Below are 11554 nucleotides of genomic sequence, written 5' to 3'. Positions count from 1 at the left end.
GGGACGTGACGCCCAGCGAGGGCCGGCTGATCCGGACCAGGCTGGCCGTGCTGGCCGCCGTACTGATCACGCTCTGGTCGTACGGGGCGTACGTGGCCGGTCAGGACGCCGCCGACCTGTTGCGGGTACGGGCCCTGGCGGACACCCTCGGCCAGCCCATCGACCGCCTGATCCTGAGCCTGCAGAGCGAACGGCGGGTCACCGCCGAGACGATCGCCGGGGCCGGATCGACGGCGGCCCCGCTGGTCGGGGCACGCGAGATCACCGACCGGGCCGCCGCCGAGGTTCGCGGGTTCACCGAGGGCTTCGACCTTCGGCTGCTCAGCGCCGGTGAGGTCCGCGACCGGGCCGGCGAACTGGTGCGACGGCTCGACGGCCTGGGCACGATCCGGTCCCAGGTGGACACCGGGCGTATCGACCAGGCCGAGGCGGTCGGCGGGTACGACCAGGTCATCGACGTCGCCTTCCGGGTGTACGGCCCGGAGTGGGGCGCGTACGAGAGCACGTTGGCCGCCGACACCCGGGCGGTGATCGCGCTGGCCCGCGCCCGCGAGTTGCTCGCCCGGGAGGACACGCTGGTCAGCGCAGCCCTGACCGGTGGACGGCTCGGCGTCGACGAGCGGCGCCGACTGACCGAACTCGTCAGCAACCAGCGGTACGCGCGTACCGATGCGGTGGCCGGGCTGCCCGTCGACGGCCGGGGCGAGCACCAGCGACTCGCGACGGGCCCCGAGTTCGCGGGCCTGCTCGCTCTGGAGGACAGGCTGCTCCGGACCGACACCGCCAACGCCCCGACGGGGATCACCATGCCGGCCTGGCGGGCCGCGGCCGACGCCGCCCTCGGCGCGCTACAGACGCTGGTGACGACGACCGCCCGGAGCAGCGTCGAGCGGGCCGCGCCGGGTGCCGCCGTGATCGTCGCGCGTACCGGCACGGTGGTGGGGCTCGGCCTCATCGTCGTACTCGTGCTCCTGTTGAGCTGGGCCGGCACGGTCCGGCGCCTGACCGACGAGCTGACCAGGCGGGACGTCGACTCCCCGGCCCCGGGACCGGATGCCACGGCAGCGCCGGACGACGCCCACCAGGAGCTGTTCCTGCGACTCACCCGACGCAACCAGGTCCTGCTGCGCGATCAGCTCAGCCTGCTCGACGGGATGCAGCGCCGGGAGCGGTCCGCCGAGGAGACCGGTGAGCTGTTCCAGCTCGACCACCTCACCACCCGGATCCGACGCAACGTGGAGAAGCTGATCGCCCTCACCGGCGCGACGCCCGCTCGCCGCTGGCGGCGCCCGGTGCCACTGCTCGACGTCGCGCGCGGCGCGGTCGCCGAGGTGCCGGACTACCACCGGGTCCTGATCGCGCCGCACTGGCCGTGGTCGCTCGCGGGTCCCGCCGTCACGGACGTCATCCACCTGCTGGCGGAGCTGATCGAGAACGCCCTCGCCTTCTCCCCGGCGGAGACCACCGTCCGGGTCACCGGCGAGCACCGACCGCAGGGGTGCGCCGTCGTGGTCGTCGACGACGGGCCCGGCCTGGACGCCTCCGCGCTGGCCGAGGCGAACCACCTGCTCGGCAACCCGCCGCCGGACGGTCCGCCCACCGGCCTCGCAGGTTTCTACACGGTGGCCGTGCTGGCCGAGCGCTGCGGCGCCCACGTCTCGCTGCGTCCCAGCCGGCGTGGGGGGACGGCCGCGATCGTGCTCCTCCCCGACCGCCTGGTGACGATGACCGACACCGGCCGTGGACCGTCCGCAGCACCCGTCGGCGACACGTTCCCGCAGGCCCGGAACGGCGCCGACCTGCCCGACCCGAGCGGCGAGGGCGAGTTGCCGATGCGGGTCCGTCCAATCGGGCCGACCGGCCCCGAACACCGCAGCACCGGCGTCGACACGGTCGAGTTGCCGGTCGCGAGAGCAACGAGGAGACACCAATGACGTCTGCAGTGGTCACCGACGACGGCCTGACCGGCGCCCTGGACCGCCTGGTCGGCCGGGTCCGCGGCGCGGAGTTCGCCGTGGTGCTCTCCCCCGACGGGCTGCCCCTCGGCGGTTCCCGGCGGGTGGAGCCGAAGCTGGCCGAGCAGATCTCCGGCGTGGTCGCCGGACTGATCGCGTTGGGGCTGGCCGCCACCCGGACCTGCGATGCGGGTGGTCTGCGGCAGGTCGTGGTGCAGATGTCGCGAGCGTTCCTGTTCATCGCCACCATCCCGAACGGCACCATCCTCACCGTGCGGATCGCCGGTGACGACGTCGAGGTCGGCGACATGGCGTACGAGGTGGCGCTCTTCGTGGGGCAGGCCGAGCGGCATCTGCCGATCAGGCTGGGACCGGCCTCCTCGGCGAAGATCGGGGATGCTGGTGTACACCAACGGGACCGCTGACGAGGCCTGGTACGACGAGGACGCGGGCCCCGTCGCCCGGCCTTACACGATGACGGGCGGGCGCACCGCGCCCGCGCGCGGTCAATTCGATCTGATCTCGCTGATCGTCGCCCGGCAGGCGGTCACGCCTTCGGTACCGCTCTTCCCCGAACAGGCGCGGATCGTCGAGCTGTGTCACCATCCAGTGTCGGTGGCGGAGGTCGGCGCCGAGTTGGACCTTCCGTTGGGGACCGTCCGGGTGCTGCTCGGCGACCTGCTCACGGCCGGGCTGATCGAGACGCACAATCCGCCGATGCTGTCGGAGCTGCCGACCGAGGATCTGCTCGAGGCGATACTCGTCGGACTTCGCGCCCTGTGACAGGGCCGGTGCGATCCGCGACCCGAACGAATCGCGGGCGCGCGTCCGACGACGAATTGAAGGAGAGACAGGCAGTGCCGGCAACACCACCCCAGCCACGCCGTACCGTGGCGATCATTCTGCTGGACCGGATCGTGGCCCTCGTCACGGCCGTACGGCGGGTGCTCACCGGCCGGGACGACGTCTCGCGGGCCACCTGGGTGGCCGCGACCGCGGCGCTCGGGGTGCTGATCGCGACGGTCGTCTCCGTCATCGGGGTGCTGCACACGCCAGAGAAGCTGACACCGGTGACCCTCGACCCGCCACCCTCCGCCGAGCAGGTTGACACAGCGCCGGTCGGCACCCCCCGGGCGCAGGCGCGACCGGCGGCCACCAGCCCGGCGGCGTCCGCTCCCCCCGCAGCCACGCCAGCCACGCCAGCCACGCCGACTCCCGAGCCCTCGACCACGCCCTCACCGACCCCCACGACGGCCTCACCCACACTGACGGCCCTGCGCGCCGACTTCGCCATCGCTGACAACGCCCTGCTCAGTTACGGCGCGGCCGTGACGATCAGCAATCCCGGGCCGGTGCCGGTGCCGCAGTGGAAGCTGGCCGTCACCCTGCCCCGAGAGTCGCTGCGGGTCAGCTCGGTGGAGGGCGCACAGGTCAGTCAGGACGGTGCGGTGTGGACGTTCGTGCCAGTTGAGGGAGCCGGTCAGGTACCCGGCAACGCTTCCGTCCGGGTGACGTTCCGGGTCAACGGGTCGACGGTCGGTTCGACTCCGAAGGCGTGCACCATCGACGGCACCGCCTGCACCGGCCTGCCGGACTGACCGACCGGGCCATAGGTGTCGATGACGTGCGGTACACCCAGCGTTCCGGCGGTAGCCATACGTAATTGATCATCATTTCGGGTGTGCTTCGTACCGTCGCGACCATGACTGTCCTACCCGCATCATCGTCGCGAGGCCGCGTCGGGACGAGCCGCGCCGCCCTGCGCACCCGGGCCGCCGCCACCGTCGCCGCCCTCGCCGTCACCGGCGCTGCCGTCGCGGTGGCCGTCGCCACCTCGTCGCCCGCCACCGCCGAGCCGGGCAGCGTCGTCGTGTCGGAGAACTTCTCGTCCGGGTCGCTGCCCGCCGGTTGGAACGCGGTCGACGGCACCTGGAAGGTCGAGAACGGCCGACTGTACGGAACCTCCGCCAGCTCCGGCGAGAACAACAAGATCACCTTCGGCCGGCACCTGAACGACTTCCGCCTCGAGGCGACCATGCGCTTCGAGACGGTCTCCGCCGCGACCCGCTGGGCCTCGCTCGGCATCGACGTGCCCGCCGACGGCGCCACTCCGTGGTGGATCGCCACCATGCGCAGCGGCACCACCGCCGCCAACGGTCTTGAGTTCGCCCAGCGGACCACGGCCAACGCCTGGGTCGTGACCAACACCGCCTCCGCCCCGTACGCCGCCGGAACCGGTCGTGACGTCCGCGTCGCCGTCGAGGTGCACGGCAACCAGGCGCGCTGGATCTTCGACGGGCGCGAGGCGATGCGCACGACCAGCCTCCAGCGCTCCGCCAACGGCGTCCAGGGGCTCTTCGTCAACGGCTCCACCGTGTCGTACGACGACGTCACCGTCACCGAGCTGGCGCCGAACGGCTACCTCCGCCCCGAGGGCAGCCCGTTCACCGTGATCGCCCACCGGGGGGCGTCCGCCGCCGCACCCGAGAACACTCTCGTCGCCCAGGAGATCGCGCGTAAGGGCGGTGCCGACTGGATCGAGAACGACGTCCAGCCGAGCAAGGACGGCGTCCCGTTCATCCTGCACGACGGCACCGTCGACCGGACCACCGATGGCACCGGCAACATCCGGGACCTGACCGCCGCGCAGATCAAGGCACTCGACGCCGGCTCCTGGTTCGGCCCGCAGTACGTCGGCGAGCGGGTTCCCACCCTGGCCGAGCAGCTCGCCGACCTGCGAACCCGGGGCGGCAACCTGCTCGTGGAGATCAAGGGCAGGCACACTCGGGACGAGGTCGCCACGATCATCCAGGTGATCCGGGACGAGCAGATGATGGGCCGGGTCTTCATCCAGAGCTTCGAGGTCGACGCTCTGAGGTACACCTACGAACTCGCCCCGCAGCTGCCGCTCGGCCTGCTCCGCAGCAGTCTCGACGCCGACCCGGTGGCGATCGCCAGGGAGCTGCACCTGACCGCGTACAACCCGGACGGCAACGCGCTGCTGGCCAAGCCGGAGGTCGTCGCCCCGCTGCACGCCGCCGGGGTCGCCGTGATGGCCTGGACGATGGATTCCGCCGGCCTGTGGCAGCGGTTGGAGCGGATCGGCACCGACGCGATCATCACCAACCGTGCCGCCGAGCTGGTCGGCTGGAACTCGGCATTCCTGCAGCGACCCTCCGCCGACCCGACCGTGGAGATCACCTCGCCGGCCGACGGGGCTCGGCTCGACCGGGCGCAGTCCCCGGTGATCGCGGTCGCCGCGACCAACGCGGACACCGTCACCGTCACGCTGGATGGCAGGAAGTCAGCCGCCGGGCGCAAGCTCGACCTGGCCAAGCTGACCGCCGGGCGCCACACCATCTCCGCAGAGGTGACCGGGCCCGAGGGCACCGCCACCGCCACCAGCACCTTCACCGTGACGGTGAACCAGGCCGGCCTCGGCTACCTGATCCTCACCTCCGGCGCCGACCCGGGCGCCGTCACCGCCATGACCTCCAAGCTGGTCCACGCCCAGTACGCCGAGCTGGCCACCTACGCCGACCGGCAGGCCGGCAAGCTCGTCCCGGCCGAGGTCGCCAGCGTCATCGCCGCCGACGCCCGCACCCTCGCGCTGAAGTAACCACAGCGCAGGCTGGTCCCCGTCGTCGCCCTGACGGCGGGGACCAGCCCGTCCTCACTGAACGGCCACGGGCGGCTCGACCCGCTCACCCTGGCGGCGCAGGGCTGGCAGCGCAGGCGCGAGCGCCACCAGCATGCACAGGCCGCCGATCGGCAGCAGGTCGAGGGTGACCACCGGCAGGAGGGTGCCGGTGAGCAGTAGCGGAACGCCCCACCAGGGCAGTCGCCGTCTGGCGGCGAGCATGCCCGCGAGAACGACCAGGCCGAGGAAGAAGAGCTGGGGCACGACGTCGTAGAAAACCACCTCGACGCCGGGAATGTCCTTGAAGTCCGCGCCGAGCGCCGACATCTCCGCCCGGTCCGCGGCCAGCAGCCCTTCCACGATGTCGGCGCCGAACTGCACCATCGTCGCGGCGAGCCCCACCAGCGTGAGGGCCACCACCCCGTTACGCCATGGGCTGCGTGGTAGCAGGCGGGACAGCGCGAGGACGGCCGGGACGAAGAACACCATGCCGGCAAGGCCGACCAGGTGCGCGGCCTGCCAGTCAAGCCCCGGGCCGTACACGCCGTCGGATCTTCCCCACAGGCGCACGAGACCGTAGGCCGCGATACCGACCGGCCCGGCGATGACATAAAGGGCAGCGCGTTTCATGCCAGCCATCATCTGGCCGCCAGCGCCCGTCCAGCCTCCGGGAACGTCCCTTGCCCGGCCCCTGGATTCCGTCTCAGGTCTTCCACTGAACAACCCTGATCCGGGAGGGCGGTCGCACCGCGGGGCAGGACGCGATCAGGGGCGAAACGGCTTGCCGGCCAGCGCGGACTCATCCGGAAAGGCCAGCGAGCCGAAGAACTTCTCCGTCTCGGCACTTCGAATGCCTTCGATCTTCATGAGCAACGCCTCCGTCGCCGCATAGGCACGTTGCTCTCGCTCCAGCGGATCAGCGGTCGCCTCGGCGCGGCCGAACGCGAGCTTCCACTGGTTGCTCGCCTCGACGAGCCCGAAATGCGTACGCCGCAGCAACGCCCACATCTGATCCCACTGGGCTCCGGAGCGCCTCGGCACGGCTCAGGCGGTACATTACCGCGACCCGTCCCAGGGCCGGTGTGAGCCGATCGCGGTGACGAGGCGGCTGCGACGCACGCCGCTCAGCGCGGTTGCCTGATGCTCTCGACGATTCGCGCGAAGCCTTCTTTTCCATGGCCGGCGTCGATCTGGCGTCGCATGAGGCGCTGGACCATGGCGAGCACTTCGGTGCTGACGCCCTGGTCGGCACTGGCGTCCAGGATGCCGCCCAGGGCGACGTCGGAGAACTCCAGGCTCTGTTGCCCGTCGACGGTGTAGTCCCCGCCGTCGATGACCGCGGCGAGCCCTTGGAACGCACCGGTCATGGCGCTCTGCCAGGGTGCGGCCATGGCGGCGAACTCGCCCGCCGTCATGCCGGCCGGCGCGACCATGGCGGCGCCGTGCACGAATCCGACGAACATGACGTACATGCCCGCGAGCAGGGCGAGGTCGTACAGGGACGCCAGCCCGGCGTCCGCACCGAAGTAGGTACTGTCGCCCCACAGGTCGAGCAGCGGCTTGTACTGGTCGAAAACGTCCGCTGATCCACTGTAGAGAATCGAGGACCCGGGCTGGCCGATCATGGGTGGGATGGCCATGATGCCGCCGTCCAGGTACGCGACCCCGGCATCGGCAGCCCAGGCGGCCAACTCGCGAGACTGCTCCGGTGACGTCGTGGTCACGTTGATCAACGTACGTCCGGCCAACTCGTCGGTGAGCGGATCGAGCACGTCGTGCACCGACGCGTGGTCCAGCAGGCAGACGATCACCAGCCGGCTGGCCCGGACCGCGTCGCCTGCCGTTGCGGCGGCCTGCGCGCCCTGCGCGACGAGGTCGTCCGCCTTCCCCGCTGAGCGGTTCCAGACTGTTGTCGGGTGTCCGGCCCGCACCAGGGCGGCTCCGAGAGCGCTACCCATCGCGCCCAGCCCGAGCATGCTCACCCGAAGACTGTTGTTGGTTGTCATGTGTGGGGTTCCCCTCGTGTTCGTCGTTCGGGGAAATCCTCTCCGCAGCCGATAAAGTTGACCAGTACGGACTAATTAGTGAGGTACCCACCTACGGGTAAGTAGGTCTTGGAGAGGGCGAATGGCAGCATCAGCACGACGTGGTCCCTACTTCTGCGGCATCGACGCCGCCATGGACGTGGTGGCCGGCAAGTGGAAGTCGCTGATCCTCTGGGAGTTGCACCACTACGGAACCCGCCGGTTCGCCGAGCTCCGGCGCGGTCTGCCGGGCGTCAGCGAGAAGATGCTGATCCAACATCTGCGGGAGATGGAAGAAGACGGGCTCGTGCATCGGGAGGTGTACCGCGAGGTGCCGCCGAAGGTGGAGTACTCCCTGACAGAGCACGGCGTATCCCTCAACGCCGCGCTGGCAGACCTCGGGAGATGGGGCACCGAACGCATCCGGCGGATCGGCGCGGAAAAGATTTCGGTCGACGTGGCCGGGGCGGTTCCTCGCTGAGCCCACTCACGTGGTCGGCCCGCGACACGACACTCTCAGGCGCGCCAGACCGGCTGCGCGGCAGCCAGCGCGGCTTCCTGGTAGGGCGTCCGCGGTGAGCCCTCGGCGACGACCTCCACCGGCCACTTCAGCTTCAGCTTCGTCCACAACTGCGCCATCACACCCGAGTACGCGGAAAGCTCATCCGTGCCCTCGGCCACCTGCAACACGTACGACCACGCCGCCGCGTCGGGTGCGCCGTCGAGGGGCGTCCGCCAGGCGCGGTGCAGGCTGCGGCCGTGGCGGCGCGGGGCGTCGGCGGACAGGAGGGTGTCGGCCGGTGTCGGGTCGGGGGCGTCCGCGGGCCCGTTGGGGCTGAACCGGTACGACAGTGGCGGCACCTCGGCGATGGCCGGCACGTCGGCCAGGTCGGGGCCGTCGGGTTCACCGACGAAGGTGCGCAGCAGGGCCCGTTCCTCGCTGGTGATGCCGACGTTGTAGTACGCCAGGCTGAGCAGGAGGGTGGCGTCGGCCAGGTCGAGGTCACCTGCCGCGTAGTGCTCCCGCACGGTGCCGAGGTTGTCGTCGGCCAGCCGGCCCACGAGCCTCCGGCACAGATCGGCGACCGCCGCGTGGGTCATCGCATCCATAGTGGTCATTTCTTGTAGGGACCGAGATCGGTTCTTGTGACGTTCCCCTGGGCGTCCTGGATCACCCTGATGATCCGGTTGCCCTTCGGACCCTCCCAGGTCCAACTGCCGTCGCCACCGATAGCGGGGTTACTGTAACGGGGCGGGACACTCATCGGGATTCCGGCCGGCGCAGGAGTCGGCGCCTTGTCGTTCTTGATGACGCCGGGCTCGCTCTCGTCCGGCGGGTAGGAGGTGCGGATCTCACCGTCGGCGAGCACCGTCGTCTTGACCGTGATGCCGTCGACCACGCCTTCGTAGTCGTAGACCCACACCGGATTGCCGTCCGCGTCCTTGGCCGGGGACGGTCCCTTGACCGGCGGTCCCTGCTGCGTCACCTGGCGCGCGGCGTCGAGGATCTTCTCCCTGTCCCAACTCTGCGGGAACTCCGTCTTGTCGGAGAGCCCGGTGCCCGCGAGGTGGCCGCCCTGCCGGCCGCCATCGCCCTCGAGGATGTGTTTCTCCGACACCGGGCTGTGGTGGATGCCGTCCGGCGCCGGCGGCTGGGTCGGCGCGGGAGGCCGGGTGGGCCTCGCGGGCCTGGAACTGCCGGACCCCGGGCCAGCGACCCCGGGCGGGTGCCCCTGCGTCGCCGCCCGGCCGGTGGCCTGCTGGGCACTGGAGATGCCGTTGCCCGCGTTGATGCCACCGTAGCTCTTCGAGGGGTTGCCGGTGCCGCCACCTCCATCCGTGCCACCACTGCCGTCGCCGGGCTTTCCGGGCTTCGCCATGGACGCCTTATCCGTTCAGGATGCGGGTGAGGTTGGTCAGGCTCGTGATCAGCGCACCGACGTACATGAGGATGCGCCCGGCCCACTTGACGACGGCGGCCGTGATCTGCGCGGCGATCACCGGGATCGTGACGACGAAGATCGCCTCGACCGCCCAGACGATCACACGCGCCACGAGGTCGGTGATGAGGTCGCGGACGATGTCGCGGGTGAAGGCCACCAGGTTTCCGGCGCCCTCGGTGGCCGCCGCCATCGCGGCGGAGACCGCGCCGAGCCCGCCGAGGGCCTCGACGTTGTGGTCCATCAAGCCGTGGTACGCCTGCGCGGCCGGGCCATACCACTCGGGCACGTCCCCGTCGAGGTGTGACCGCAGGTCGTTGGCCATGCTGTGCAACTCGGTGGCCATGTTGTTCCAGGTGGCGGCGTGCGAGGCGACCACGTCGGGCATGCCGGTGAGCTTGTCGAGCATCTCCCGCAGCGGCTCGAAGTATTCCATCGCCCAGCCCAGACCGTTGGACAGCAGCGCGCTGAACGGGTCCAGTACGGTCACCACGGCATCGAGCCCGAACGCGGCACCCGCGAGCAGGTCGTCGACCCAGCCCTCGCTCCGGATCGCGTCGACCAGGCCCTCGACGCTGTCGGCCAGGGACGCGCCCGTCCAGACCTCGCGGGTCGACGTGACATCGGCGACCAGTGACATGTCGGTCATCGCGTCACGCTCACGGGGTCAACTGGTTTCCCACGCCGCTCATCAGCGTGGCGTTGTCACCGTCGACCGTGTCGTAGTCGTCCGCCGTCTGGCGCAGGCCGATGGCGGCAAGCGTCAGGTTCTCCTCGACCGCCGCGAACAACTCGTCCTGCCGAACGTGCTTGCTCTCCAGGACCCCGGAGATCCAGCCACACAGCAACCCGTACGCCGAGTCGTCCTGTGCGATGTGCCCACTGGCGGCCTTCACCGCCGCGAAGCGCCCCGCCAACGCCTCGATGTTGCGGGCGTGGGCACGGATCTCATCCGCGTCGACCGCGAACCCGTCGTTCATCAGAATCACCGCCAGCTTCGGTGGTCGTCGCGGCCCGTCGCGCCCCCATGATCATTAACGGCGGAGTCTAACAAGGACCGATCATCGAGGTGACCCCGAATCAGGTTCATCGGTCCGGCGTGAGCGGGCTCACCGCTCGGTGATGCTGGTCGACCTCTGCGAGGCCCGCGCGGTCCGGTGGCGAGCATCGCCCATGCTGGAGTGGTGATTCGTTTCGTACTGAATGTGCTGTGGCTCATCTTCGGCGGCGGCATCGTGCTGGCGGTCGGCTACGGCGTCGCCGCGCTGATCTGTTTCGTCCTGGTCGTCACCATCCCGTTCGGCGTCGCGTCGCTTCGGCTCGCCGTCTACTCACTGTGGCCCTTCGGCCGCACCCTGGTGCCGAAGCCCGGCGCGGGCGTCGCCTCCGGGTTCGCGAACGTCCTCTGGGTGGTGCTGGCGGGCTGGTGGCTCGCGCTGTCCCACGTCATCGCCGGCATCGCCCTCTGCGTCACGATCATTGGGATCCCGTTCGGCATCGCCAACTTCAAGCTCGTTCCGGCCGCGTTCTGGCCCCTCGGCCGCGAGGTCGTCGACGCACCATGACCCGCGCCGGAACGGGCCTGTGCGGCCACCCGCTTCGGCTGGAACTGGAACGCGTTGTCCGACTGTCTCCGCGATCTGCACTGGTTGCCCGCGGACGGGTATCTGATCATTCTCGAGAACATGCCCTGGCTGTTGTCGGGCAGCGCGGAGGATCGACGCATCCTGTTTCAGATCCTTCAGCAGGCCGTTGAGCACTGGACGAGCCCGCTCGGCGGGGTCGTCCCGTTCACGGTGCTGCTGCTCTGCGACGGCGACGAGGAGGCGTCGGCGTTGCGGCGGGAGGTCGCGGGAGCGCTCGGACGATCAAGGGAACGGGGACACGTCACCCCTTCCACTCCTAACGTATAGCGCACTGGGGGGCTTGCGGCAAGACCCTGGTCGTGCCGCAAAATCGTCGGCCGAGGCCAGAATCTGCCGAAATGGAAGTCGC

Annotated in this window: 14 protein-coding genes and 1 pseudogene; 8 read left to right on the top strand and 7 right to left on the bottom strand. The window is 70.3% G+C overall.

Annotated features, from left to right (window positions below; genetic code table 11):
- Nucleotides 1–5: 5 nt before the first annotated feature.
- From ACQEUX_RS04405 to ACQEUX_RS04385, 5 genes are all read left to right on the top strand, one after another.
- Nucleotides 6–1934, top strand: coding sequence for a nitrate- and nitrite sensing domain-containing protein (locus ACQEUX_RS04405; protein WP_433041463.1), 1929 nt, complete (start codon nt 6–8; stop codon nt 1932–1934).
- Nucleotides 1931–2380: a roadblock/LC7 domain-containing protein gene (locus ACQEUX_RS04400; protein WP_433041460.1), complete on the top strand. Its 450-nt coding sequence runs from the start codon at nt 1931–1933 to the stop codon at nt 2378–2380. Before ACQEUX_RS04405 ends, ACQEUX_RS04400 begins: the two co-directional genes overlap by 4 nt.
- Nucleotides 2352–2738 carry a DUF742 domain-containing protein gene (locus ACQEUX_RS04395; RefSeq protein WP_433041457.1) on the top strand — a complete coding sequence of 129 codons (387 nt, stop codon included), beginning with the start codon at nt 2352–2354 and terminating at the stop codon, nt 2736–2738. The genes ACQEUX_RS04400 and ACQEUX_RS04395 overlap by 29 nt, the downstream gene beginning before the upstream one ends.
- A gap of 74 nt (nt 2739–2812) precedes the next feature.
- Nucleotides 2813–3553, top strand: a complete 741-nt coding sequence (locus ACQEUX_RS04390; RefSeq protein WP_433041454.1) for a cellulose binding domain-containing protein — start codon at nt 2813–2815, stop codon at nt 3551–3553.
- Nucleotides 3554–3657: 104 nt separating this feature from the next.
- Nucleotides 3658–5574, top strand: coding sequence for a glycerophosphodiester phosphodiesterase family protein (locus ACQEUX_RS04385; RefSeq protein ID WP_433041451.1), 1917 nt, complete (start codon nt 3658–3660; stop codon nt 5572–5574).
- A gap of 54 nt (nt 5575–5628) precedes the next feature.
- Here ACQEUX_RS04385 and ACQEUX_RS04380 read toward each other — a convergent pair whose 3' ends face one another.
- From ACQEUX_RS04380 to ACQEUX_RS04370, 3 genes are all read right to left on the bottom strand, one after another.
- Nucleotides 5629–6225: a hypothetical protein gene (locus ACQEUX_RS04380; RefSeq protein ID WP_433041448.1), complete on the bottom strand. Its 597-nt coding sequence runs from the start codon at nt 6223–6225 to the stop codon at nt 5629–5631.
- A gap of 135 nt (nt 6226–6360) precedes the next feature.
- Complete coding sequence (locus ACQEUX_RS04375) at nt 6361–6603, bottom strand: hypothetical protein (protein WP_433041445.1); 243 nt, start codon at nt 6601–6603, stop codon at nt 6361–6363.
- 116 nt (nt 6604–6719) lie between these two features.
- Complete coding sequence (locus ACQEUX_RS04370; protein WP_433041442.1) at nt 6720–7601, bottom strand: NAD(P)-dependent oxidoreductase; 882 nt, start codon at nt 7599–7601, stop codon at nt 6720–6722.
- A 121-nt stretch (nt 7602–7722) separates the two neighbouring features.
- On the opposite strand from ACQEUX_RS04370, the gene ACQEUX_RS04365 reads away from it, so the two are divergent.
- The gene (locus ACQEUX_RS04365) at nt 7723–8100 is read left to right on the top strand and encodes a winged helix-turn-helix transcriptional regulator (protein WP_433041439.1); all 378 of its coding nucleotides are present in this window, start codon (nt 7723–7725) and stop codon (nt 8098–8100) included.
- Nucleotides 8101–8135: 35 nt separating this feature from the next.
- Here ACQEUX_RS04365 and ACQEUX_RS04360 read toward each other — a convergent pair whose 3' ends face one another.
- The 4 genes from ACQEUX_RS04360 to ACQEUX_RS04345 are packed head-to-tail and all read right to left on the bottom strand — an operon-like array spanning nt 8136 to nt 10539.
- On the bottom strand, nt 8136–8720 hold the full coding sequence (locus ACQEUX_RS04360; RefSeq protein ID WP_433041437.1) for a hypothetical protein: 585 nt from the start codon (nt 8718–8720) through the stop codon (nt 8136–8138).
- Nucleotides 8721–8734: 14 nt separating this feature from the next.
- A complete protein-coding gene (locus tag ACQEUX_RS04355; protein ID WP_433041434.1) occupies nt 8735–9499 on the bottom strand; it encodes an EndoU domain-containing protein in 765 nt (254 codons plus the stop codon).
- Between the two features lie 7 nt (nt 9500–9506).
- Entirely contained in the window at nt 9507–10208 is a 702-nt protein-coding gene (locus tag ACQEUX_RS04350; RefSeq protein WP_433041431.1) for a WXG100 family type VII secretion target, read from the bottom strand.
- Nucleotides 10209–10218: 10 nt separating this feature from the next.
- Nucleotides 10219–10539, bottom strand: a complete 321-nt coding sequence (locus ACQEUX_RS04345) for a type VII secretion target (RefSeq protein ID WP_433041428.1) — start codon at nt 10537–10539, stop codon at nt 10219–10221.
- Nucleotides 10540–10743: 204 nt separating this feature from the next.
- Between ACQEUX_RS04345 and ACQEUX_RS04340 the strand changes: the two genes are divergently transcribed.
- Both ACQEUX_RS04340 and ACQEUX_RS04335 read left to right on the top strand, forming a co-directional pair.
- Nucleotides 10744–11124, top strand: a complete 381-nt coding sequence (locus tag ACQEUX_RS04340) for a YccF domain-containing protein (protein ID WP_433041425.1) — start codon at nt 10744–10746, stop codon at nt 11122–11124.
- Nucleotides 11125–11166: 42 nt separating this feature from the next.
- A pseudogene (locus ACQEUX_RS04335) lies at nt 11167–11472 on the top strand (barstar family protein); the annotation flags it as partial.
- Nucleotides 11473–11554: the final 82 nt, after the last annotated feature.

The sequence above is a fragment of the Micromonospora sp. CA-259024 genome (assembly GCF_050936255.1).
Classification (GTDB): domain Bacteria; phylum Actinomycetota; class Actinomycetes; order Mycobacteriales; family Micromonosporaceae; genus Micromonospora.
Note: the sequence above shows the minus strand (reverse complement) of the source record. Positions and strands in the feature narration are given on the sequence as shown.

What these genes read in the sequence shown, in the direction of transcription:
- ACQEUX_RS04400 (WP_433041460.1), top strand. Translation starts at nt 1,931, where the DNA reads ATGACGTCTGCAGTGGTCACCGACGACGGCCTGACCGGCGCCCTGGAC.
- ACQEUX_RS04395 (WP_433041457.1), top strand. Translation starts at nt 2,352, where the DNA reads ATGCTGGTGTACACCAACGGGACCGCTGACGAGGCCTGGTACGACGAG.
- ACQEUX_RS04385 (WP_433041451.1), top strand. Translation starts at nt 3,658, where the DNA reads ATGACTGTCCTACCCGCATCATCGTCGCGAGGCCGCGTCGGGACGAGC.
- ACQEUX_RS04380 (WP_433041448.1), bottom strand. Translation starts at nt 6,225, where the DNA reads ATGAAACGCGCTGCCCTTTATGTCATCGCCGGGCCGGTCGGTATCGCG.
- ACQEUX_RS04375 (WP_433041445.1), bottom strand. Translation starts at nt 6,603, where the DNA reads ATGTGGGCGTTGCTGCGGCGTACGCATTTCGGGCTCGTCGAGGCGAGC.
- ACQEUX_RS04370 (WP_433041442.1), bottom strand. Translation starts at nt 7,601, where the DNA reads ATGACAACCAACAACAGTCTTCGGGTGAGCATGCTCGGGCTGGGCGCG.
- ACQEUX_RS04365 (WP_433041439.1), top strand. Translation starts at nt 7,723, where the DNA reads ATGGCAGCATCAGCACGACGTGGTCCCTACTTCTGCGGCATCGACGCC.
- ACQEUX_RS04360 (WP_433041437.1), bottom strand. Translation starts at nt 8,720, where the DNA reads ATGACCCACGCGGCGGTCGCCGATCTGTGCCGGAGGCTCGTGGGCCGG.
- ACQEUX_RS04355 (WP_433041434.1), bottom strand. Translation starts at nt 9,499, where the DNA reads ATGGCGAAGCCCGGAAAGCCCGGCGACGGCAGTGGTGGCACGGATGGA.
- ACQEUX_RS04350 (WP_433041431.1), bottom strand. Translation starts at nt 10,208, where the DNA reads ATGACCGACATGTCACTGGTCGCCGATGTCACGTCGACCCGCGAGGTC.
- ACQEUX_RS04345 (WP_433041428.1), bottom strand. Translation starts at nt 10,539, where the DNA reads ATGAACGACGGGTTCGCGGTCGACGCGGATGAGATCCGTGCCCACGCC.